This window comes from Candidatus Pelagibacter sp. (genome assembly GCF_052049835.1).
GTDB lineage: Bacteria > Pseudomonadota > Alphaproteobacteria > Pelagibacterales > Pelagibacteraceae > Pelagibacter.
The window spans coordinates 102,673-124,432 of sequence record NZ_JBNGZF010000001.1 but is presented as its reverse complement, the minus strand read 5'-3'; the positions used below and the strand labels follow the sequence as shown (position 1 = coordinate 124,432).

Annotated in this window: 18 protein-coding genes; 9 read left to right on the top strand and 9 right to left on the bottom strand. The window is 32.4% G+C overall.

Translation table 11 applies throughout. The features are described from left to right. The first annotated feature begins 66 nt into the window (after positions 1 to 66). Positions 67 to 1,749 (top strand): formate--tetrahydrofolate ligase, encoded by a 1,683-nt coding sequence (locus ACTT9R_RS00605; RefSeq protein WP_440926144.1) that lies wholly within the window; start codon positions 67 to 69, stop codon positions 1,747 to 1,749. Here the strand turns inward: ACTT9R_RS00605 and ACTT9R_RS00600 are convergent. Both ACTT9R_RS00600 and ACTT9R_RS00595 read right to left on the bottom strand, forming a co-directional pair. Beyond that, positions 1,741 to 2,529, bottom strand: a complete 789-nt coding sequence (locus tag ACTT9R_RS00600) for a type 1 glutamine amidotransferase (protein WP_440926143.1) — start codon at positions 2,527 to 2,529, stop codon at positions 1,741 to 1,743. The two genes, ACTT9R_RS00605 and ACTT9R_RS00600, sit on opposite strands and share 9 nt — an antisense overlap. Then, entirely contained in the window at positions 2,529 to 3,686 is a 1,158-nt protein-coding gene (locus ACTT9R_RS00595; protein ID WP_440926142.1) for an iron-containing alcohol dehydrogenase, read from the bottom strand. The genes ACTT9R_RS00600 and ACTT9R_RS00595 overlap by 1 nt, the downstream gene beginning before the upstream one ends. Before the next feature lie 77 nt (positions 3,687 to 3,763). Here ACTT9R_RS00595 and ACTT9R_RS00590 point away from each other — a divergent pair, with 77 nt between their 5' ends. Next, a complete protein-coding gene (locus ACTT9R_RS00590) occupies positions 3,764 to 5,095 on the top strand; it encodes an NAD(P)-binding domain-containing protein (RefSeq protein ID WP_440926141.1) in 1,332 nt (443 codons plus the stop codon). 4 nt (positions 5,096 to 5,099) lie between these two features. Here ACTT9R_RS00590 and ACTT9R_RS00585 read toward each other — a convergent pair whose 3' ends face one another. From ACTT9R_RS00585 to ACTT9R_RS00555, 7 genes are all read right to left on the bottom strand, one after another. Then, a complete protein-coding gene (locus ACTT9R_RS00585; protein WP_440926140.1) occupies positions 5,100 to 6,062 on the bottom strand; it encodes a 2-dehydropantoate 2-reductase N-terminal domain-containing protein in 963 nt (320 codons plus the stop codon). A gap of 5 nt (positions 6,063 to 6,067) precedes the next feature. Further along, the gene (gene glpK, locus ACTT9R_RS00580; protein ID WP_440926139.1) at positions 6,068 to 7,546 is read right to left on the bottom strand and encodes a glycerol kinase GlpK; all 1,479 of its coding nucleotides are present in this window, start codon (positions 7,544 to 7,546) and stop codon (positions 6,068 to 6,070) included. A 4-nt stretch (positions 7,547 to 7,550) separates the two neighbouring features. Further along, positions 7,551 to 9,704 (bottom strand): ABC transporter permease, encoded by a 2,154-nt coding sequence (locus ACTT9R_RS00575; protein WP_440926138.1) that lies wholly within the window; start codon positions 9,702 to 9,704, stop codon positions 7,551 to 7,553. Positions 9,705 to 9,707: 3 nt separating this feature from the next. Next, on the bottom strand, positions 9,708 to 10,739 hold the full coding sequence (locus ACTT9R_RS00570; RefSeq protein ID WP_440926137.1) for a quaternary amine ABC transporter ATP-binding protein: 1,032 nt from the start codon (positions 10,737 to 10,739) through the stop codon (positions 9,708 to 9,710). Between the two features lie 65 nt (positions 10,740 to 10,804). Beyond that, the gene (locus tag ACTT9R_RS00565; protein ID WP_440926136.1) at positions 10,805 to 11,356 is read right to left on the bottom strand and encodes a hypothetical protein; all 552 of its coding nucleotides are present in this window, start codon (positions 11,354 to 11,356) and stop codon (positions 10,805 to 10,807) included. Further along, positions 11,356 to 11,733, bottom strand: a complete 378-nt coding sequence (locus ACTT9R_RS00560; protein ID WP_440926135.1) for a hypothetical protein — start codon at positions 11,731 to 11,733, stop codon at positions 11,356 to 11,358. The genes ACTT9R_RS00565 and ACTT9R_RS00560 overlap by 1 nt, the downstream gene beginning before the upstream one ends. An 81-nt stretch (positions 11,734 to 11,814) precedes the next feature. Then, the gene (locus ACTT9R_RS00555) at positions 11,815 to 12,759 is read right to left on the bottom strand and encodes an ABC transporter substrate-binding protein (protein ID WP_440926134.1); all 945 of its coding nucleotides are present in this window, start codon (positions 12,757 to 12,759) and stop codon (positions 11,815 to 11,817) included. 104 nt (positions 12,760 to 12,863) lie between these two features. Between ACTT9R_RS00555 and ACTT9R_RS00550 the strand changes: the two genes are divergently transcribed. The 7 genes from ACTT9R_RS00550 to ACTT9R_RS00520 all read left to right on the top strand — a co-directional run bounded on the left by ACTT9R_RS00550 (position 12,864) and on the right by ACTT9R_RS00520 (position 21,759). Next, positions 12,864 to 15,203: a DUF1989 domain-containing protein gene (locus ACTT9R_RS00550; protein WP_440926133.1), complete on the top strand. Its 2,340-nt coding sequence runs from the start codon at positions 12,864 to 12,866 to the stop codon at positions 15,201 to 15,203. A gap of 5 nt (positions 15,204 to 15,208) precedes the next feature. After that, positions 15,209 to 15,559 (top strand): hypothetical protein, encoded by a 351-nt coding sequence (locus tag ACTT9R_RS00545; RefSeq protein ID WP_440926132.1) that lies wholly within the window; start codon positions 15,209 to 15,211, stop codon positions 15,557 to 15,559. A gap of 101 nt (positions 15,560 to 15,660) precedes the next feature. Continuing rightward, positions 15,661 to 16,989, top strand: coding sequence for an NAD(P)/FAD-dependent oxidoreductase (locus ACTT9R_RS00540; protein WP_440926131.1), 1,329 nt, complete (start codon positions 15,661 to 15,663; stop codon positions 16,987 to 16,989). Between the two features lie 69 nt (positions 16,990 to 17,058). Further along, the gene (locus tag ACTT9R_RS00535) at positions 17,059 to 18,528 is read left to right on the top strand and encodes a glutamine synthetase family protein (protein WP_440907613.1); all 1,470 of its coding nucleotides are present in this window, start codon (positions 17,059 to 17,061) and stop codon (positions 18,526 to 18,528) included. Between the two features lie 32 nt (positions 18,529 to 18,560). Beyond that, the gene (locus ACTT9R_RS00530; RefSeq protein WP_440926130.1) at positions 18,561 to 19,505 is read left to right on the top strand and encodes a glutamine amidotransferase; all 945 of its coding nucleotides are present in this window, start codon (positions 18,561 to 18,563) and stop codon (positions 19,503 to 19,505) included. Beyond that, positions 19,493 to 20,347 carry a GXGXG motif-containing protein gene (locus ACTT9R_RS00525; RefSeq protein WP_440926129.1) on the top strand — a complete coding sequence of 285 codons (855 nt, stop codon included), beginning with the start codon at positions 19,493 to 19,495 and terminating at the stop codon, positions 20,345 to 20,347. Before ACTT9R_RS00530 ends, ACTT9R_RS00525 begins: the two co-directional genes overlap by 13 nt. Continuing rightward, positions 20,347 to 21,759 (top strand): FMN-binding glutamate synthase family protein, encoded by a 1,413-nt coding sequence (locus ACTT9R_RS00520; protein WP_072090449.1) that lies wholly within the window; start codon positions 20,347 to 20,349, stop codon positions 21,757 to 21,759. Before ACTT9R_RS00525 ends, ACTT9R_RS00520 begins: the two co-directional genes overlap by 1 nt. Position 21,760: the final 1 nt, after the last annotated feature.

Genomic DNA, 21,760 nt, shown 5'->3' with positions numbered 1-21,760 from the left:
TTCCAAATATCTCAAAAAAGGATAAGAAGTCACAGATAAAAAACTTTTAATTTATTTGGATTATTTATGGCTGAAGTAAAATCTGACATTGAAATAGCTCGAGAAGCTCAGATGCAACCAATAAAAGATATTCTTTCTAAGGTGGGTGTCCCCGATGAAAATTTTGCTTTTAGTCCTATGGGAAGACACATAGCCAAAATAAATCTGGAATATTTAAATACTCTTAAAAAAGAAAATGGTAAATTAATTTTAGTTACAGCAATCACTCCCACTCCTGCTGGGGAGGGTAAAACAACAACTTCGGTTGGTTTAAATGACGGTTTAAATAAAATTGGAAAAAAATCTATTGTTTGTTTAAGAGAACCAAGTCTTGGTCCATCATTTGGAATGAAGGGTGGAGCTGCTGGTGGTGGCTATGCCCAAGTAGTACCAATGGAACAAATTAATCTTCATTTTACAGGTGACTTTCATGCAATTACATCTGCACATAATTTACTATCTGCATTAATTGATAATCATATTTATTGGGGCAACAAACTTAACATTGATGTTAGAAGAATTGTTTGGAGAAGAGTAATGGATATGAATGATAGATCGTTAAGATCTATTATTGTTGATCTAGGAGGGGTAGCTAATGGTTACCCAAGGCAAGATAGTTTCGATATTACAGTTGCATCTGAGCTTATGGCTATTTTTTGTTTAGCAACAGACTTGAAAGATTTAGAAAACAGAATTGGAAATATTACAATTGGTTATACTAGAGATAGGCAAGCAATTTATGCAAAAGATTTAAATGCACAAGGCCCGATGACTGTTTTGCTTAAGGAAGCAATAAGACCCAATGTAACTCAAACTCTAGAAAACAATCCTGCAATAATTCATGGTGGACCTTTTGCAAATATTGCACACGGATGTAATTCGGTTATTGCAACTAAAGCTGGACTCAAATTAGCTGACTACGTTGTAACAGAGGCAGGGTTCGGAGCTGATTTGGGAGCTGAAAAATTTTTGGATATTAAGTGTAGAAAATCTGGTCTAAAACCAGATTGCGTTGTAATTGTTGCAACTATAAGAGCACTGAAAATGCATGGGGGAGTTGCTAAAGAAGATTTAAAAAAAGAAAATGTATCAGCACTTAAAGAGGGAATGGTAAATTTACGTAGACATATTAATAATATTAGAAAATTTGGATTACCTGTTACTGTAGCAGTTAATCATTTTATAACTGATACAGAAGATGAAATGAGAACTTTGTTAGATTTTTGTGAAACGCAAGGAGTAAAAGCTTCTAAATGTACTCATTGGTCAAATGGAAGTGAAGGAACTATTGAACTGGCTACAAATGTTACAGAAATTTGTGAAGATAAAAAAGATACATTTAAATTTTTATATGAGGATGATCTTCCGTTATTCAAAAAAATAGAAAAAATTGCACAAGAAATTTATAGCGCCTCTGAAGTGGTGGCTGATACAAAAGTTAGACAACAATTAAAAGATTTTGAAGAAAAAGGTTACGGTAAATTACCTGTTTGTATTGCAAAAACTCAATATAGTTTTTCAACAGATCCAAATTTAAAAGGTGCTCCCACAGGTCATGTTTTGCCTGTAAGAGAGGTAAGACTTTCTTCTGGTGCTGAATTTATAGTTGTTGTGTGTGGAGAAATTATGACAATGCCAGGACTTCCAAGAGTTCCTGCAGCTGACTCGATAAAATTAAATGACAAGGGTGAAATAGAAGGTTTATTCTAAATTTAAGTAGTTTAACCAGTTCTCTAATTCTCTCATTCTAGAAACTTTATCTAATTTATTATTCTCAGTTTCTATATGTTTAATGTGTTTATCTATCTCATTCTCATCTTTAAATGCACCTTTTTCTAAAAGTCTCTTTTTTCTGAAAATAATCAAATTGATCATTTTATTAAAAGTAATTTCAGGATGATATTGAAGTCCCCATATATTGCAGTTTCCAACTTTGAAATTTATTCCTTGAACGTTGTTTATTGAGTTTGAGGCTAATAAAATTGAATTTTCTGGCATTGTAACTACTTCATCAAAATTAAATGCAGGTGTATTAAATTTTTGATTTTTATTTTTATAGAGTGGATGATTTAAACCAATTTCATTAATTTCTATATTTGAGGCAATCCCTCTATGAGATCCTTTTGTCGCTTTTTTTACCTCACCTCCTGCTGCAGTCACAGCTACTTGCATACCCCAACAAATTGCTAGAATTTTTTTAATTTTTTTCTGACACGCTTTCATGAAATCAATTTGTCTTTTTATTTCTGGGGTGTTGTTATAAATATTTAAACTACTTCCGCCCCAAATAAGGCCATCGTAGTTTTCAAGTGCATCAATATTTTTATCGATATTTTCATCTGAAGAAGGATTAACTACGTGAATTTCTATTTTGTCTGTAAAATACGCCAAACTATCTTTAAGGCTTTCCGTATGCGTTTGAATACCAGCTGCAGAAAAACTTTGATTTTCTTCTCGTAAGTTTCCTTCTACTATCAATATTTTTTTCATTAAAATAATTCTCCAGAAATGCTTTTTATATATATTTCTTTTAGATCACTTTGACTTAATTTTTTGGGATTTCCTCCTGTTGATGGGTCTTTAAATGCCATTAAAGAAAGTTCATCTAAATCAATATTATTACAATCCATTACATCTGACAATTTATGTGGAATATTTAAATTTTTTCTTAATTCTAAAATCCAATTTAAAAAACTATCAAAATTTTTATTTAAATTAAGATAATCACAAATCGATATTATTTTATTTTCGATTGAAGGTTTATTAAATGTTAAAACATAAGGCATAAATATCGCGTTAGATAAACCATGGTGAACATTAAATTTTCCATTTATAGGGTGACTCAATGAGTGAATTGCTCCCAGTCCCTTCTGAAATGCAGTCGAGCCCATTGAAGCTGCAGAGAGTAAATCCATTCTAGCCTTAACATCTTTTCCATTTATGAATGCTTTAATTAATGAATTTTTAATTAGTTTCATTCCTTCTATTGCAATACCATCGGCCATAGGATGATATCCTGGTGCACAAAACGCTTCTAAATTATGTGCAAGTGCATCCATTCCTGTTGCTGCTGTTAATCTTGGAGATAAGTCTAATGTAAGTAAAGGATCTAAAATAACAATCGAAGGTAACATTTTTGGGTGAAAAATAATTTTTTTTGCATCTGTTTTTTTATTTATAATTGCAGATGCTCTACCTGTTTCAGATCCTGTTCCAGCAGTGGTTGGAACTGCAATAATTTTTGAAATTTTAGAACTATCTGCTCTTGTCCAGTAATCACTAATATCTTCGAAATCCCATAAAGGTCGAGATTGATTACACATAAATGCTATGGCTTTTCCAACATCTAAACCACTTCCGCCTCCTAAGGCTATTACACCATCACAGTCCGAGTTATTATAAACTTTAACACCTTCCTCCACATTTTCTCCAATTGGATTTCCCGTAAAATTAGAAAAGATAGCTAAATTTTCAAAACTTTTTTTTAATCTTAATATTATATTTTTTATTAAATCTAAGTTAACTAAATCCTTGTCTGTTACAAATAATGGATTTGAAATATTTAACTCTTTACAAGCTGAGGATAAATCTTCAATTCTATTTTCTCCTATCCACATAGTGGTTGGATAATTCCAAATAAAACCCATAGCAAAATATAATTTTATTTTTTTTTAAATTGGTATTAAGATATATTTATAAATTTATTAATGATAGGAAAAATTCTATGTCAAAAGTTGCAATCATAGGCGCTGGTCCATGTGGACTTTCAATTTTAAGAGCATTTGAGCATTTAGAAAAAAAAGGAGAAAAAATTCCTGAAATAGTTTGCTTTGAAAAACAAGAAAGTTGGGGTGGTTTATGGAACTACAACTGGAGAACTGGTTCAGATCAATATGGAGATCCTGTGCCTAACAGTATGTACAGATACTTATGGTCTAATGGACCTAAAGAGTGTTTAGAATTTGCTGATTATTCTTTTGATGAACATTTTGGAAAACCAATTCCCTCTTTCCCACCAAGAGAAGTGTTGCAAGATTATATTTTAGGAAGAGTGAGCAAAGGAAATATAAAAAGTAAGATTAAATTTAATACAAGAGTTACAAATACTGTTTATAAAAATGATAAGTTCGAAATTAGCTACCAAGACAAAGTTAATAATAAAATTTTAAATGATACGTTTGATTATTTGGTAGTATCTACAGGTCATTTTTCTGTACCATTTATTCCTGAATATGACGGAATGAGTTCTTTTCCAGGAAGAATTATGCACTCTCATGATTTTAGAGATGCAGAAGAGTTTAGAGGAAAAGATGTGATTGTTTTAGGAAGCAGTTATTCTGCTGAGGACGTTGCTCTACAATGCAATAAGTATGGAGCTAAAAGTGTAACCATTGGTTATAGGCATAACCCAATGGGGTTTAAATGGCCAAAAGGTATGAAAGAAGTTCATTATTTGGATAGGCTAGAAGGAAAAAAAGCTGTATTTAAAGACGGAACAGAACAAAATGCTGATGTAGTGATCTTGTGCACTGGATATCTTCATCATTTCCCGTTTTTAGATGAAAATTTAAAATTAAAAACTCATAACAGATTGTATCCACCAAAGCTTTATAAAGGAGTTGTGTGGCAAGATAATCATAAACTTTTATACTTAGGAATGCAGGATCAGTTTCACACCTTTAATATGTTTGATTGTCAAGCTTGGTATGCAAGGGATGTGATCATGGGCAAAATAAAAATGCCTAGTAATGAAGAAATAGATAAAGACATTAATAAATGGGTTTCAATGGAAGAAAAACTGGAAAATCCTGATCAAATGATTGATTTTCAAACAGAATATACCAAGGAGCTTCATGATATGTCTGATTATCCTAAAATAGATTTTGAATTAATTAGAAAACATTTTAAAGAATGGGAACACCATAAAGTAGAAGACATTCTAACTTATAGAAATAAATCGTTTTCATCACCTGTAACTGGATCTGTTGCACCGATCCATCACACACCTTGGGAAAAAGCGATGGATGATTCAATGGAAACTTTTTTAAACAAATAAAAGTTTAATAATTTATTTTTAATTTTTTATTTTTAGTAATTGTATTTAATAATGCAATCATTAGTGGAATTTTTTTCTTATTAATTTTTCTTAAAATGTAGGGTGCAATTTCATTGGCTAAATCAGCTCCTTCAATGGTATCATTTCTCATAAATTTCTTTTTTGCATTTTTAAAAGAAAATCCTTTACCTAAGTATTCTCCCATTTTGCTATTTCTGCCACCTACTGCACTCACATAAAGATCTCCAATACCAGCTAAACCATATACAGTTTCTTCTCTTCCTCTAAAAAATTTAATTAAGTATTTCATTTCATCTATTGATTTTCTGAATAAAGCGGATGAAGTATTATTTCCTTGACCCGATCCAATTATCATCGAGTAAATATTCTTAATAGCAGAGGAAAACTCAACACCTTTTACATCTGATGAATATTCTGTTTTGTAATAATGAGTTGAAATGATTTTTCCAATTTTTTTAGCAATACTTATATTTTTATTTGCTATTACAGTATAACTTTTTACCTTCCTTGCTAATTCTTTTGCTAAACAAGGCCCTTTTAATATTGAAATGTTTAAATTCTGTTTATTTTGATTTAATTGCTCAGACATACTAATTAATTTTTTACTTTTTTTTTGAAATTTTAAACCTTTTGTTAAAACAAGTATTAAAGTTTTTTGTTTGAGATCTTTTAGATAATTTTTTATCATGTCTATACCTACTGAGCTTACAGCAACAACTATTAAATCCCATTTATCATTCAAAAGTTCAGGACTAAATTTCTTAAGATTGAGTTTATTTGATAAGTTAATTTTTAGAGCTGGATGAAATTTTTTTTTATTTTTTAATTTTTTTAGTAAATTTAGGTTATATGGTTCAGTCAAAGTTACTTTTTGATTATTATCAATTAAAGGAACAGAAAAAGCTGCACCCATTGCTCCTGCTCCAATTATTAAAACTTTTTTCATAAATATTATGCTAAAGTTTTTTTAATTGCTTGCTGCCAACCTTGCAATAAGTGATTTCTCAATTTTTTATCAATTTTTGGTATAAATTCCTTATCTTTTCTCCATGTATTTTTAATATGATTTAATGATTTAAATTCTCCAATTTGGTAACCTGCTAACATTGCGGCTCCGAGAGCAGTTGTTTCTAAAATTTTAGGTCGAACTACTTTTAAATTAATTATATTTGCCAAAAATTGTGAGAACCAATTATTAGAAACCATACCACCATCAATTTTAACTATTCTAGGTTTTAAACCATCTTTATTCATTGAATAAAATAAGTCATTACTTTGATAAGCAACTGACTCAACGGTTGCTCTCACTAAAGTTTTCCAATCACTATCTCTTGTAAGTCCTGTTATTAAACCTCTTGCATCGGGCCTCCAATAAGGTGCACCTATTCCACTAAAAGCTGGGACAACATAAACTTCATTGTTAGTTTTTGTTGATTTGGCTATTTTTTCAGTTTCGTAAGCATTGTTTATTAGTTTAATTTTATCTCTCAACCATTGCACCCCTGCTCCTGCTATGAAAATAGATCCTTCAAGAGCATACGTAGTTTTATTGTTCAATCGATAACAAATTGTGGTTAATAACTTATTTTTTGAATTAATTTTTTTTGATCCAGTATTCATTATTATAAAAGCACCTGTACCATAAGTGCTTTTAATTGATCCTTTTTCAAAACAAGTTTGTCCTACAGCTGCAGCTTGTTGATCTCCTAAAACAGCTGAAATGGGTATTTCTTTTCCGGTAAATCTCTTATCTGTTTTTCCGAAATTATCTGCAGAATTTTTTACCTCTGGCAAAATATTCTTTGGAATTTTTAATTTCTGTAAAATTTCATTATCCCATTTGTTGTTATTAATATTAAACAACATGGTTCTACTTGCATTAGTAGCTTCGGTTAAATGCTGTTTACCTTTAGTTAGTTTCCAAATTAAAAAGGTGTCTACTGTACCAAATAATAAATTATTTGTTTTTAGTAATTTTTTTGAAACTTTTACATTATCTAAAATCCATTTTATTTTAGTAGCAGAAAAATAAGGATCTATAAATAATCCCGTTTTTTTTCTAAAAATATTTTCGTAATTTTTATTCTTTAGAGATTTACAAAATTCTTGTGTTCTTCTATCTTGCCAAACAATTGCATTATAAATGGGTTTTCCAGTTTTTTTATTCCACAAAATTGTAGTTTCTCTTTGATTTGTAATTCCAATTGTAAGTATATGACCTTTTAAACTTTTAGCTTTTTTGATTACATGTTTTAAAGCTTTAAGTGTTGTCAACCAAATTTCATTTGGATTGTGCTCTACCCAACCGTTTCTTGGAAAGTATTGTTTAAATTCATATTGAGATATAAATTGAATAAATCCTTTGGTATCAAAAAGCACTACCCTCGAGGAAGTTGTCCCCTGGTCTATTGAGATAATAAATTTTTTCAAAATACTAATCTATACCAAGATGTTTTTTTCTTTTTCCAACCCAAGTTCTTATTAAGTTATCAAAAATTAAACCTATAAATGCAACACAGATACCTAAAGTTAAACCGATTCCTGCTCCATTTTTATCTGAAAGTGCTTTTAAGATATACTGACCCAGATCCTCTGTTCCAATAAATGCTCCTATTATAACCATAAATAAAGCAAAGACGATTGTTTGATTTAGACCAAGCATCATGTGTGGAAATGCTAATGGAAACTCAATTTTTGTTAATCTCTGAAATTTATTTACACCAGACATTGTTGCGGCTTCATGTAAGCCAACAGGAACACTTCTTAAACCTTCAATTGTGTACCTTGTTGCGGGAATTGTTGCATAGACAATTACAGCAATTAAAACAGATGTATCTGTTATCCCAAAAAGCATCATTACAGGAATTAGATATACAAATGATGGAAATGTTTGAAATATATCACAAACACCTAGCATAAATGCTGCAGATTTTTTGTTTTGAAAGCATAATGTTCCAACTGTAAATCCTATTAAACAAGAAATAACTACACCAAAAGTTGCCATATATAATGTTACTAGCGCTCTATCCCACCATGGACTTAAAGCAATAAACAAAGTCAAAGCAGCAACAACTAATGCTGATCGAATTCCCCCAATTAAATATCCTGCACCAACTGCTAGTACCAATGTAGCAACTGCAGGCATTCTTAAATATAAAGCTCTCATTGGTTGAAGCACATCTTGAATTAACCATGTATTGAATGCTTTAATATACACGAAGAAAGTATCAAAAATCCAATCAACTCCTTTATTCCAAAAATCTGCTGTTGATATTCCTTTATTATGAGGAATTTCAAACAAGTAATTAAAACTACCTTTGAAAATAAAAGTCCCAATATATGCAAGAATTATTCCAATTACGAATGAAGCTACAAAAAATATTACGTTTTTATTTCTTTGAAAAAATGTCAGGTTGCCAAAATAATCTGTTTGTTTATTTGCCCAAGCTAAAGACATTTTATCAAGAAGAATTGCAATTAAACTAATACACAATCCTGCTTCTAATGCTAAACCAATATTAAGTTGGTTCAATGCTAGTAACAAATTAAATCCCAAACCTTTTGCTCCAATAAATGCAGATATAACTGCCATTGAAAAACAAACCATGATTACTTGGTTAACACCTATTAAAATATCTCGTCTTGCTGTAGGAATTAATACCTTAAACATTAGTTGCCAATTAGTACACCCGCTCATTCTTCCTGCTTCAATAACTTCTGGAGGTATGGCTCTTAAACCTAATATTGTTAATAATATCATTGGTGGAACCGCAACAACCATAGTAATAATTACAGCAGCATGATCTCCTACTCCAAATAAAACAAGTGCAGGAACTAATACAGCGTATTGTGGCATAGTCTGCATTACTAGAAGAATTGGGTACAATGCTTTTTCAACACGTTTACTTTTGTAAGCTGCAATACCTAGGCCTAAACCAAAAATAAATGAAAGTGGAGCTGCAACAAGTATAAAAGAAAGCGTTTGCATTGATGGTTTCCATTGACCAAATATAGAAATATAGATCATTGTTAAACCTGCAAACAAAGCCAATCCTTTTCCACTTAATTTATATGATAGTATAGCTGCTCCAGCTGCAACAATGGTCCAAGGTAAACCTGGCAACTCTAACCATGGATAAGCATCAATAAAATCCCAACTTGTAAATGCAACAATAGTTTCTAAACCTCCAAGTAAAATTTCCCTAATTAATTCAATTAAAAAAGTCATAAATGAAGTTAAATTTCTACTTATCTCTAATAATAATGGTCGAGTTTTAAATTCTTGAGTATCTTCGTTCCAAAACTCCATTGGCATCCATTCATTCATTAAGAAAAATAAAGAGTCGTTTATCCAAATAGGCAGCCACCCTAGAAGTGGAGGCAATCTCCAAAATACATCAAAGGCATAATACCTAACCTCTTTACCTAGAAAAAAATAAACACTTTGGTTTGGATCTTTAACAAATTCGGCCTGGCCTCTTATAAATTTATAAGTTTCAGGAACATCAATTGCAAAACATAAAGCAAAAAATACAATTAATAAAAACAACCACTGAAATAATTTTGGATATTTTTTTAAATACTCCATATTTTAATTACCGTTTTTTCTTCCTCCAAAAACTGTATCTATTATTTTTGAAGGTTTAATTGATCCTACAATATTATTATTTGAGTCAACTACTCCCACTAATTTTTCTTGAGTAAGTATTTTTTCTGCAACATTTTCTATAATTTCGTCTTTTGATACTTTTAAATCTCCTACATTATCTTTGCTTGAAGCATCCATTACATCCTCAATAATCAAAACCTTCTCTCTAGGTACTTCTTCAGTAAACTTTCTCACATATTCAGTTGCAGGATTTAATACAATATTTGCTGGTGTATCTAATTGTTCTATTATACCATCTTTCATGATTGCTATTCGATCAGCTAACTTTAATGCTTCATCAAAATCATGAGTAATGAACATGATGGTTTTCTGTAATTTTTCCTGAAGTCTTAAAAACTCATCTTGCATTTCTTTTCTAATCAATGGATCTAATGCAGAAAAAGGTTCATCTAAAAACCATATATCAGGCTCTACTGCTAATGACCTTGCGATACCTACCCTTTGTTGTTGTCCACCTGAAAGCTCTCTTGGGAAATAATTCTCTCTTCCGTCTAGTCCAACTAGTTTTACCATTTCCATTGCTCTACTAATACTCTCTTCAGTATTAGTGCCTTTTATCTGAAGTGGAAAAGCAATATTTTCAACAACTGTTTTATGAGGTAACAAAGCAAAGCTTTGAAACACCATTCCCATTTTATTTCTTCTAAGCTCAATAAGCTCTTTATTATTTAATTCTAATAAATCTTGACCTTCAATAAAAATTTTTCCACCAGTAGCATCTGTTAATCTTGAAATACATCTAAGAAGTGTTGATTTACCCGAACCAGATAAACCCATTACTACTAACATTTCTCCTTTTGCAACTTCAAAAGAAGCATTATTTACTCCAACTATACATCCTCTTTCCTGAAAGGTTTTTGCATCTACATTGCCATTAGACTCTTCAAGCATCTTTTTGGCATTTTGTCCAAAAATTTTATAAACCGACTCGCATTTGATTACAGTCTCAGACATAAATTGTTTTAAAGTTATATTAAATTCTATAAAATTAAAATGTTAATAATTGTTGCCTTTCCTCATTAAAAATTTTTAATAAAATAAACTCTAGTATCAATTCCAGTACTTAAAAAACTTAAAGCTTCTCCACTTATAGTAATACTTTCATCAACACCTACATTGTTTCCGCTAACCGTAAAACCCGCAAAACATTTGTTTTTTTCTTCATCCCATTTGACAAAAGTCTCATCAATTTTATTTCCATTAATTGTATAAAGCTCATGTGCTCTAAAATTTAAAAAATTAGCACCCATTATTGCTCTTTGAGGAATTAGTTTTGTAGCTTTACATACTTGCTCATATACTCCATCTGTTAATTTGAAGTGATCGGTTCCATCAAATGAAACTAATATTCCAGAGGGTAGTTTAGATATTAACTCACTTAGTTTTTTTTCTTCAGCAATTCTCTCCTCCTCTAACTTCATTCTTTTTACTAAATCATCACCTTGTCCAAAAATTCCATTTAAAATACTAAAAGATACAATTACTGTTAGAGTAATAAATATAAGACCAATAAATTGTTTCAAAGACTCAGGTAAATCTTTTATTTTATTAATATAATTTTCTTTAGACATTATTCTTGTAACTTACCGTTCTTCCAAATACCTGTTTTTTGTTTTCCATCAGACCAAGTAAATGTTCCTTGACCATTCATAAAACCATTAGCCCACTCCCCTTCATAAGTGGAACCATCAGGAAATGTTAACGTTCCAATTCCGCTCCAAACACTATTTTTAAATTCACCTTTATAAATATATCCATTTGGCCAAGTCTCTACACCTTGTCCTTCTTTTTTTGTAGAAACCCACTCCCCTTCATAAGTAGTTTTATCAGTGTAAACCCACTTGCCATAGCCATTATCACAATTACCCTCTTTACAGCCGGTGCTACGTGCAAATGCAGAAGTACTTATTAAAAAGCTTAACAATATAAAAAGTAGAAATTTTTTCATGAATTTATTTTACACAAAATCATATAAAAAAAAATCCCCCCCAACAAGTTGGGGGAGATTTTAAATTTTTAACTTTAATCCTTATTTAGTAAATGCTTTCCAAACTGACTCGTTATCAGCTAACCATTTTTTAGCTGCATCTTCGTGAGTCATTTTGTCAACGTCAACTAAAGCTGCCATAGCTCCAATTTGACTTGTAGAGAATGACATTTTCTTAAACGTTGCTGCTGCATCAGGATGAGTTTTTGGGAAATCCTCATGAACTGCTTTTTTCAAGTATCCATCAGGAGAACCACATTTACCATCTCCACCATCTTCTGGTCTGCAACCAGCTGTGTATGGAGGGAAGTCAATAAATGTAAAACCAGCACCATCCGTAAAGTTAGGCGTCCAGTTGAATATAATTGTTCCTCTTCCTTCTTTTTCAGCTGCAGCTAATTCTGCCCAAAGTGCATCAGCACTTCCAGCAAATTTAACCCACCATAAATCACCTAAACCTAGTGCATCAACCCTTTGTGGAATTAAGTCACCATGCCAAGTTTGTGGACCTTCCAACATTCTTCCTTTTCCATCTGGAGAGTCAGGTGTTGTAAAGTTTTTTGCACAATCTGGATTTTTTAAAGCTGTCCAGTCTGGTAAACCTGGGCATAATCCTTTTTCAGCAACCCAGTTTGGATATCCCATATCCTCAAGAGTTCTTGCTTCATGATCACCCCAATCTAATAAACCACCTTTATCTAAAGCAGTAGTAAAAGATTTACCGAATGCAGATTCCCATACCTCGTGAGATATAGTTACGTCTCCAATTCTAATTGACTCATAAACTGCTTGTGAGTCAGCGTTTACGTATTTTACGTTATTACCCATACTTTCAAAAATTCCACCAATAACATAAGCCATTACAATTTGACTTGACCAGTTATGTGTTGGGATCACGATGGGCTTTTTGCTATCAGCATTTGAAATTCCTGCAAAACTTACAACAGAAATAACTAGAGCAGATAGTAAAGATATTATTTTTTTCATATATACCCCTCTATTATTAATATATTAATATTGAAAGTATGTTCCTATTTAAAGTTATAGTCAACTCGTTTTGATTATATTATGGTCTCACTTAAATTTAAAAAATGTTAGGCACAAGCAAAGATATCAAATATCCTGGTTTGAATATTTTACCACCTGGAGTTGAAAGACATGTTGTTAATGGTGGTGGTCTAACTGGTTTTCAAATTTTTCCTGATGATGAGGTAGAAATAATTAATAATGAGGGAAATCAAATATGTGAGATTATTTGTTTTGGAAAAGATGGAAATTCAGATCTTGGAATTTTAAATCTTAAATCAAACAATGAAAAAAACTTTATAAGAAATATTCTTAGTGGGAATGATGAAACAATTTTAGCAACCAACTATCAACTAAAAAAAAGAAATTTAAAAATTTCTAATTCAAAATCATCAATTATATTTGATCTAGACTCAGAACCTGGTGAAAAAATTAAATTAAAATCAAAAGATAAATGTTACGTAATATTTTCAGCACCTGGCGAAGATATGGATGTTACAAAACAAAATCCACCAACTGATTTAACTATATTTGTTAAAAGAGCTAAAATTGTTAATGATAAGGAATTAAATGTAATTCCTGATCCTATTTTCGAACCTGTTTATGAAGAAAATATAAATAAAGAAACTTCAATATCTTATGAGGTTAAAGAAGGAGATTATATTCAAGTGATAAGTCCGACTGGCAGACAATGTTCTGACTTTGTGGCTTTCGATACAAGAAAATTAGAAAAAGGAATTGAAAAAGGATTAGACTGGCAAACCACGAGAACATTCATGGGTAATACTTTCCCAGGACCAGGTTTGTTCTCTAAATTTTATGATACAGATCATGAGCCACTTGTTGAAGTAATAAGAGATACTGTTGGTAAACACGATACTTTTAATCTCGCATGTACTTCAAAATATTATGAAGATGCGGGGTATTTTGGTCACCCAAACTGTTCGGATAATTTAACTGAAAGTATGTCGAAATATGGTGTTCAGAAACAAAAAGGTTGGCATGCAATTAATTTATTTTTTAACACCTCGGCTGGAGGATTAAATTCTGTTATTTCTGATGAATCTTATTCAAGGCCTGGAGATTATGTAATGTTTAAGGCTTTAAAAGATTTAACAATAGGAACAACTGCATGTCCAAGTGATATAGATCCTTGTAATTCATGGAATCCTACAAATATATTTGTTAGAACTTACGATAAAAATAAAGAATTTAGAAAGTCATTTGGTTTTAGAATGAAAACAGACTCTGAAAATAAACTTACTAGAAATTCTGGCTTTTATGAAAAAACTTCAAAATTAACTAGAAACTTTGTTGATGCTAGAGGGTTTTGGCTTCCAAATGATTACACCAAGCATGGTTTGGTTAATGAGTACAATGCTTGCAGAAATGATGCTGTATTAATTGATTTATCGTCACTAAGAAAATTTGAAATAATTGGTCCTGATGCTGAAGAGTTAATGAATTACACTCTTACAAGAAACATAAAAAAACTTTCTGTTGGACAGGTTGTATATTCTGCAATGTGTTACGAAAATGGAATGATGTTCGATGATGGAACTCTTTTAAGATTAAGCGAAACAGGTTTTAGATGGATATGTGGAGATGAGTATGGTGGAGAATGGCTTAAAGAAATTGCAAAGAAAAAGAATTTTAACGCTATTGTGAAAAACTCTACTGATCAAATTAGCAATGTATCTTTGCAAGGTCCAAAAAGTAGAGAAATTTTAAAAAAAATTATCTTTACACCACCTACACAGCCTTCGATAGATGAGTTGGGCTGGTTTAGATTTACAATTTGTAGAATAGAAGAGCTTCAAGGTATTCCATTAATTGTTTCTAGGACAGGTTATACTGGTGAGTTAGGTTATGAAATTTGGTGTCATCCAAAACATGCTCCTGAAGTTTGGGATAAATTAATGGAAGCAGGTAAAGATGATGGATTGATACCAGCAGGGTTCGCTGCTCTAGATAAACTAAGAATTGAGGCAGGTTTAATTTTATTTGGCGCAGAGTTTGATGGAGAGCAAGATCCTTTTGAAGCTGGTATTGGTTTTGCCGTTCCACTGAAAACAAAAGAAGAAGATTTTATTGGTAAAGAGGAATTGATTAAAAGAAAAGCTAACCCACACAAGAAATTGGTAGGCCTAGAACTTAATGGAAAAGAAATAGCAGGCCACGGAGACTGTGTTCATATTGGAAGATCACAGGTTGGTATAGTTACCAGTGGATGCTTGTCCTCTACTTTGAATAAAAATATTGCTCTTTGCAGAATAGATGTTCAATACTCAGAAATTGGTACTGAAGTTGAAATAGGTAAAATCGATGGTCATCAAAAAAGGATTGGCGCTAAAGTTGTTGGTTTTCCATTCTACGATCCAACCAAATCAAGAGTCAGAGCTTAAAAATAATGCCAAAAGAAAAAAAGACGCTATTAGATTTTTGGGAAGATCAAATGAGACAGTCGCATACAGCTAGTAACTATTTTTTTAGAAAATCTCCCTCTCACTATCATATGATGTTATTAGTAATGTCTGCACATAAAGAAAATAAAAAACTATCTGTTGAGGAACTTAAAACTAAATTATTTAAAACATCTAGACCTAAATCTGCATTAATTATTACTGAAGCTTGTGAAAAAGGATTCTTTCGTCTTGAAAAAACATCAACAGACCAAAGGGTAAAAAATATAATACCTAGCGACTCATTTATTAAAGAATTTAATGAATACCTGGATACCTTAAAAAATATAAGTTATTAGCGACAAATTTAACAAAAATTGAAATATCTAAATTATATATATAATTTTTAGTTCTATAAAAAATTATATTAATTACTATTTGCAAAAAATAATGTTTTTGTATGACGACATTACCTTCGAAAGCAAAAGTAGTTATCATCGGTGGTGGAATTCACGGTCTTAGTACTGCTTGGAAACTTTCTGAAACTTACAAAAATCCTGGTGACATCGTTGTCTTAGAAAAAAAAGATACTGCAGCTGGTGCAAGCGGAATTGCTTGTGGTGTTGTAAGAAATAATTATTTCCAACCAGCAATGAGAGAATTAATGGCTCACTCAGTTTCTGTTTGGGAGAGTGATCCTAAAGCATTTAAATACAATCCAGTTGGTTACATGCAAATATCACCTGAGGTAATGCATGAAGATGTTGCAACAATTTATGAACAACAAAAAGCTATTGGATACGAATCAGTCTTTATAGAAGGTGAAAAAGATTGTTCAAATTATATGAAGGGCATTTTTGATGATTGGCAAGCACAAGGTATCACTTCTGTACTTCATGAAAAAAAAGGTGGATACGCATTTAACAAAGATTCAATTAAAGCACTTGAGAGTAAATCTACATCAAATGGTGTTCAAGTATTGAAAGGTGTAAAAGTAACAGGTTTTAAAAAAGGAAGTAATAGTCAAGCGGTTACAGGAGTAGAGACAGACAAAGGTACAATTGAATGTGAACAGGTTGTTGTCGGCGCAGGTCCTTGGGCAAGAGATTTTTGGAACATGTTAGAGTTACCTAAAACGGCTAACATTAAAGGCAAAGACGGTAAAATGCATGTAACAGATATGTGGACATACTGGATGTTACAAGAGGGTGTGATTGGTGTTGAGCCAGATTTTCTAAAAACAAATGATGGAAAACAACCACCTGTGGTTCATGTAGATTCGACTGCTCCGTTATATTCAGACAAAACTAAAAAATTATTAACAGATAAAATTTGGGGAATTTATTATAAACCTGATATAGATGGATTAGGTGTTCAAGGTGGAACTTCACCATACATAGTTAAAAAACATTTTGATCAAGTTAATGTTGATCCTTATGGAATTGAATCTCCTGAGTATCAAACAACTGATGCATTTAGTGAAATGTGGTGTTCAGCGTTAGCACATTGTCAAAAAAGATTTGAAGGTAAATCTGATTTGTATAGAAAAGGACCATCGGGTGGTCTTGGATGCATGACGCCGGACTCTTTTCCAATCTTTGATAGGTTTTTTGAAAACGTTTACATGATTGCAGATGCAAACCATGGATACAAGATGATCGGTGTTGGTGAGCTTGTTGCAAAAGAAATTCTTGGTACTGAAAGTGATTTGTTAAAACCATTTAGATTCAACCGTTACGAGAAGGGAGAACTTCACCCTACTTCGAACAGTCCGTTTCCTTGGAGCTAGACTCTAAGCCTGGACACAAATATATTTTTCAGCTACGTTTGAATAAATTAAATTCATTGAGGGGTGAAAATGACAGATCTAGAGAAACACGTAAACCAGCCAGGTAGAGCAAAATTAGTTAAAAAAGTTAGAGAAAAAATTAATGAACTTGGCATAACTTATATTTATTATCAATTCATTTCTGTAACAGGTAGAGTTGTTGGTAAAGGTATACCAGCAGATCACTGGGAAAGAACAGCTGAAAAAGGATTTCAATTAGTTTACGGTGCTACAGCAAACTTGTTCTTAGATCGTCATAATAATTACATTGGATATGGACCAGAGGCTATGGAGCTTGTTGGAATACCTGATCCTGAAACTTTTGTTCAACTACCATGGGATAAAAGAGTTGGAAGAGTATTTGTAACTTGTTTTAGAAACAGAGAAGAAAGAAAAAATCCAGGTGGTCATTTAACTTCAGACTGCAGAGGAAATCTAAGAATTTTTATGGATGAATTTAAGAAAAAACATGGTCTAGAATTAAGAGTTGGAACTGAGCCTGAAATGATGTGGTTAACAAAAAATGAGGATGGAACTCCTACAGGTAAAGGTTTTTCTAAACCATTCTGTTATCACATAGATCAGTTTGAATCATTGAGACCAGTATTTATGAAGGTTATTGAGTACGCAAAAGCAATGGGTCTTGATATGATTCAAGGAGACCATGAAGATGCGCCAGGTCAATTAGAATTAAATTGGACCTATGATAACGTTTTAAGGAATGCAGATAGATTATCAACCTACAGACAAATTTGTGCTCAAGTTGCTAGAGAACATAATTTAATTGCTTGCTTTATGACAAAACCATTTATGGGTGTTTCTGCTAGCGGTTGTCATACAAACATGTCTTTATGGAAAGGTGGAAAAATTAAACTTAACAAACTTGGAAATAAAACTCTACCAGGTGTTGAAGAAGTATTTAGTTATGTTGAAGGTGGAACCAATACTTTTATGCCTGATACCAAGGATATGCAATTACCAGGTAAAATTGGTTTGCAATCGATTGCAGGTATCATGAAGCACTTACCAGCATTAACAGCTCTTGGATCTTCAACAGTAAATTCTTATAGAAGATTATGGGATCAAGGATTTTGGGCTCCCGTTTATGCTGATTGGGGATATCAAAACAGAACTTGTGGTTTAAGAGTTTCTGCTCCAGGAAGATTTGAATATAGATCGGTAGATTCTATGCATAATCCTTATCTATTAGGTGCTGCTTTATTAAAAGCTTGCGATGAAGGTATAAGCAAGAAGATGAAACCAGCAGCTCCTGAGTCTAGAAATATTTATGAGGCTCAAAAAGCTGGTAAAGATGTTAAAAAACTTCCATTAAGTTTAGGTGAAGCTTTAGATAGATTGGCAGAGGATGAAGTCATCAAATCTGCAATGCCAGATGAAATGTATAAAGTTTTCCATTGGTACAAAAATGATGAGTGGGAAAGATTTCTTGGTGCTACTACACAATGGGATCTGGATACTTATCTTGATTGTCTACCGTAGGTCAAAGAAATAGATAGAAAGGGTATAAATATATGTGTGGAATAGCAGGTTTAATTCATAGAGGGAAATCTTCGAATGTTGGAAGCGAACTACAAGGAATGCTCCAAGCATTAAAGCATAGAGGAGAAGATTCTACAGGTTACGCTTTATATGGCGATACTGATGGAAAAAACTTCATTATGCGTTTTAAAGTTGGAGAAAACGTAGGAGAAGGAAGTTCTTCAGTAATGGAAGATGTTTCTGTTTATGATGAAAGAAAAAAAATTGTAGATCAAACTTTAGCAGAAATAGGTGCTAAAATAATTAAAGAGGAAAGAACACTACCCTACTCTTTAAGATATGAATTAGAGTATGACGCTAAAGATCTTCTTAATTTTTCACAAACTATTGAAGCCATACCTGGTGTTGAAATCCTTTCAATGGGTAAATCATTAGAAGTTATTAAAGATCTAGGAAATGCCAAAGCAGTTTGTGATAGATACTCGTTAGATAAACTTGTAGGAACGCATGCTATAGGTCACGCAAGAATGGCTACAGAATCTGGTGTTGATATTAAATCAGCCCACCCATTTTGGGGATATCCTTTTAGTGATGTTTCGGTGGTTCACAACGGACAACTTACAAACTACTGGAACAATAGAAGAGTTTTAGAAAATAAAGGAATGAGATTTATGTCTGAGTGTGATTCAGAGCTTATAGCTGTTTATATAGCCCAAAAAATGAGAGAAGGTGCAACACTCGAAGAAGGAATGAAAGACTCTTTATTAGGACTTGATGGTGTATTTACTTATTTTGTTGCAACAAAAGACTCATTAGGTATGGCGAAAGATACAATGGCTGCTAAACCATTAGTCCTATATGAATCAGACGATTTAGTTGCAATGGGATCTGAAGAAATTGCAATTAGATCAGTATTACCACAAGAAATTGATACATATGATCCATTTGATGGGGAGGTTAAAGTATGGCAAATCTAAAAACTGTTTCGAAAAAATCAAAAGCCCAATCAATGGGTATGCACACTGAGGTATTAACAGGAAGAACTCAGCAAAAATTCTTTAATCCTGATGAGGCTGAAAACTTTTATTATTTTGGTACTTATGATGTTGATTTTAACAAAAGAACTGAACTAGATGTTATGGAGATGACTGCACCTGAGGCAAACAAAGAAATAGATAACTTAATGAGTCAAGGTTATGGGACGATTGTAATAAAAAATCCTCAAGGAAAACATAGTCTGGGTGTTGGTATCTTAAATAAATTAAATTTAATTTTTGAGGGAAGTTTAGGTTACTTTGGTATGGGCTCTTGCGATGGTCCAATAGTAAGAATTAATGGAAGAGTTGGATGGTCATGTGCAGAAAATTTAATGGCTGGTAAAGTTGTTATCGAAAAGAATGCTGGATCTTGTTTTGGTGCAGCAATTAGAGGTGGAGATTTAATCTGTAAAGGTAGTGTTGGTGCCAGAACTGGTATTGATATGAAAGGTGGAACTATAATAATTGGTGGTGACGCTGGTGCCTTTACTGGTTTTATGATGCAAAGAGGTAGAATTATTATCCTTGGAGATGTAGGGATAAATTTAGGTGACTCAATGTACGATGGGACAATTTTCGTAGGTGGAGAAATTGGATCTTATGGTAGTGATGCAGTTGACGCTGAATTAACTAAAAGTGATCAAGATTGGCTAAAGAGAAAATTAAAAGTAGCTGAGATTGGTGAAAATTTTGACGTTAGTAAAATGAAAAAAATTGTAGCTGGTAAAAAACTTTGGAATTATGACAATTTAGAACCTACAGAGAAGAAGGGAGCAATATAATGCCTAAGAAAAAATCTAAAAAAGTTAAAAAAAATGGAAAAGGTGTTGGTGGAAAAGCTGATGTTCACGCACATGAAGAAGGTAAAAGAAATAAAAGTTTATTAGGTCATAACGCAATCTTCACACCTGAAGTAATAGACGATATTCATATTAAATCTCAATTAGGAAGATACAGAATGCGAGGAATGGCATTGATGAAAAAAATTCCTACTTTTGATGATTTAGTTTTCTTACCTGGAACACTAACTAGATTTGTAATCGAAGGTTACAGAGAAAAATGTGAAACGAAAACTGTTATTGGACCAAGATGTGAAAATCCAATTGAATTAGATATTCCAGTTTATATTACAGGAATGAGTTTTGGTGCACTTTCTTATGAAGCAAAAACTGCTTTAGCGAGAGGAGCAACTATGGCAGGTAGTGCTACATGTTCAGGTGAAGGTGGAATGATACCTGATGAAAGAAGATATTCTGAAAAATGGTACTACCAATGTATTCAATCAAGATATGGTTTTAATCCTCATCATGCACAATTAGCGGATGGTATTGAAGTGTTTATTGGACAAGGTCAAAAAGTTGGAATGGGCGGACACTTAATGGGTCAAAAAGTTACTGATCAAGTAGCTGAGATGAGATCATTACCATCTGGTATTGACCAAAGATCCCCAGCAAGACACCCCGACTGGCTAGGACCAGATGATTTAGCTTTAAAAGTAGAAGAGTTAAGACAATTGACTAAAAATAAAGTGCCAATTCAATTAAAGTTAGGTGCATCTAAAGTTTATGATGATGTGCGTATGGCTGCAAAATGTGATCCTGACTCTATTTATCTAGATGGAATGGAAGGTTCTACTGGAGCTGGACCGCATATTGCTGCTGCAAACACTGGTATTCCTGGTATTGCTGCAATTCGAGAAGCTAGAAGAGCAATTGATGATGTTGGTAAAACTGGAAAAGTAACTTTAATTTACGCTGGTGGTGTAAGAGACGGTGCTGACATGGCTAAGGCTTTAGCTCTTGGAGCTGATGCGATAGCAATTGGTACTGGATCTATGATTGCACTAAATTGTAATAAAGATATTCCAGAAGCAAACTTTGAAAAAGAAATGGGAGTAAAAGCTGGTGAGTGTTATCACTGCCATACTGGAAGATGTCCAGTAGGTGTTGCTACTCAAGATCCAAAACTGAGAGCAAGATTAAACCCTGATGATGCTGCATTAAGAGTTTATAATTATCTTCACTCAATGACTTTAGAAGCTCAGTTACTAGCAAGAGCATGTGGTAAAACAAACATTCACTCTCTTGAGCCTGAAGATTTAGCTGCTTTAACATCTGAAGCTTCAGCTTTAGCAAAAGTTCCACTTGCTGGAACTAACTATACTGTTGGGGTTGATAACTATCACAAAATATAAG

Coding starts and splice junctions, on each gene's coding strand:
- ACTT9R_RS00600 (WP_440926143.1), bottom strand. CDS start 2,529: ATGAAAAAAATATTGATAGTAGAAGGAAACTTACGAGAAGAAAATCAA.
- ACTT9R_RS00555 (WP_440926134.1), bottom strand. CDS start 12,759: ATGAAAAAAATAATATCTTTACTATCTGCTCTAGTTATTTCTGTTGTA.
- ACTT9R_RS00525 (WP_440926129.1), top strand. CDS start 19,493: ATGGCAAATCTAAAAACTGTTTCGAAAAAATCAAAAGCCCAATCAATG.
- ACTT9R_RS00540 (WP_440926131.1), top strand. CDS start 15,661: ATGACGACATTACCTTCGAAAGCAAAAGTAGTTATCATCGGTGGTGGA.
- ACTT9R_RS00530 (WP_440926130.1), top strand. CDS start 18,561: ATGTGTGGAATAGCAGGTTTAATTCATAGAGGGAAATCTTCGAATGTT.
- ACTT9R_RS00590 (WP_440926141.1), top strand. CDS start 3,764: ATGTCAAAAGTTGCAATCATAGGCGCTGGTCCATGTGGACTTTCAATT.
- ACTT9R_RS00575 (WP_440926138.1), bottom strand. CDS start 9,704: ATGGAGTATTTAAAAAAATATCCAAAATTATTTCAGTGGTTGTTTTTA.
- ACTT9R_RS00560 (WP_440926135.1), bottom strand. CDS start 11,733: ATGAAAAAATTTCTACTTTTTATATTGTTAAGCTTTTTAATAAGTACT.
- ACTT9R_RS00585 (WP_440926140.1), bottom strand. CDS start 6,062: ATGAAAAAAGTTTTAATAATTGGAGCAGGAGCAATGGGTGCAGCTTTT.
- ACTT9R_RS00550 (WP_440926133.1), top strand. CDS start 12,864: ATGTTAGGCACAAGCAAAGATATCAAATATCCTGGTTTGAATATTTTA.
- ACTT9R_RS00570 (WP_440926137.1), bottom strand. CDS start 10,739: ATGTCTGAGACTGTAATCAAATGCGAGTCGGTTTATAAAATTTTTGGA.
- ACTT9R_RS00545 (WP_440926132.1), top strand. CDS start 15,209: ATGCCAAAAGAAAAAAAGACGCTATTAGATTTTTGGGAAGATCAAATG.
- ACTT9R_RS00520 (WP_072090449.1), top strand. CDS start 20,347: ATGCCTAAGAAAAAATCTAAAAAAGTTAAAAAAAATGGAAAAGGTGTT.
- ACTT9R_RS00595 (WP_440926142.1), bottom strand. CDS start 3,686: ATGGGTTTTATTTGGAATTATCCAACCACTATGTGGATAGGAGAAAAT.
- ACTT9R_RS00605 (WP_440926144.1), top strand. CDS start 67: ATGGCTGAAGTAAAATCTGACATTGAAATAGCTCGAGAAGCTCAGATG.
- ACTT9R_RS00565 (WP_440926136.1), bottom strand. CDS start 11,356: ATGTCTAAAGAAAATTATATTAATAAAATAAAAGATTTACCTGAGTCT.
- ACTT9R_RS00535 (WP_440907613.1), top strand. CDS start 17,059: ATGACAGATCTAGAGAAACACGTAAACCAGCCAGGTAGAGCAAAATTA.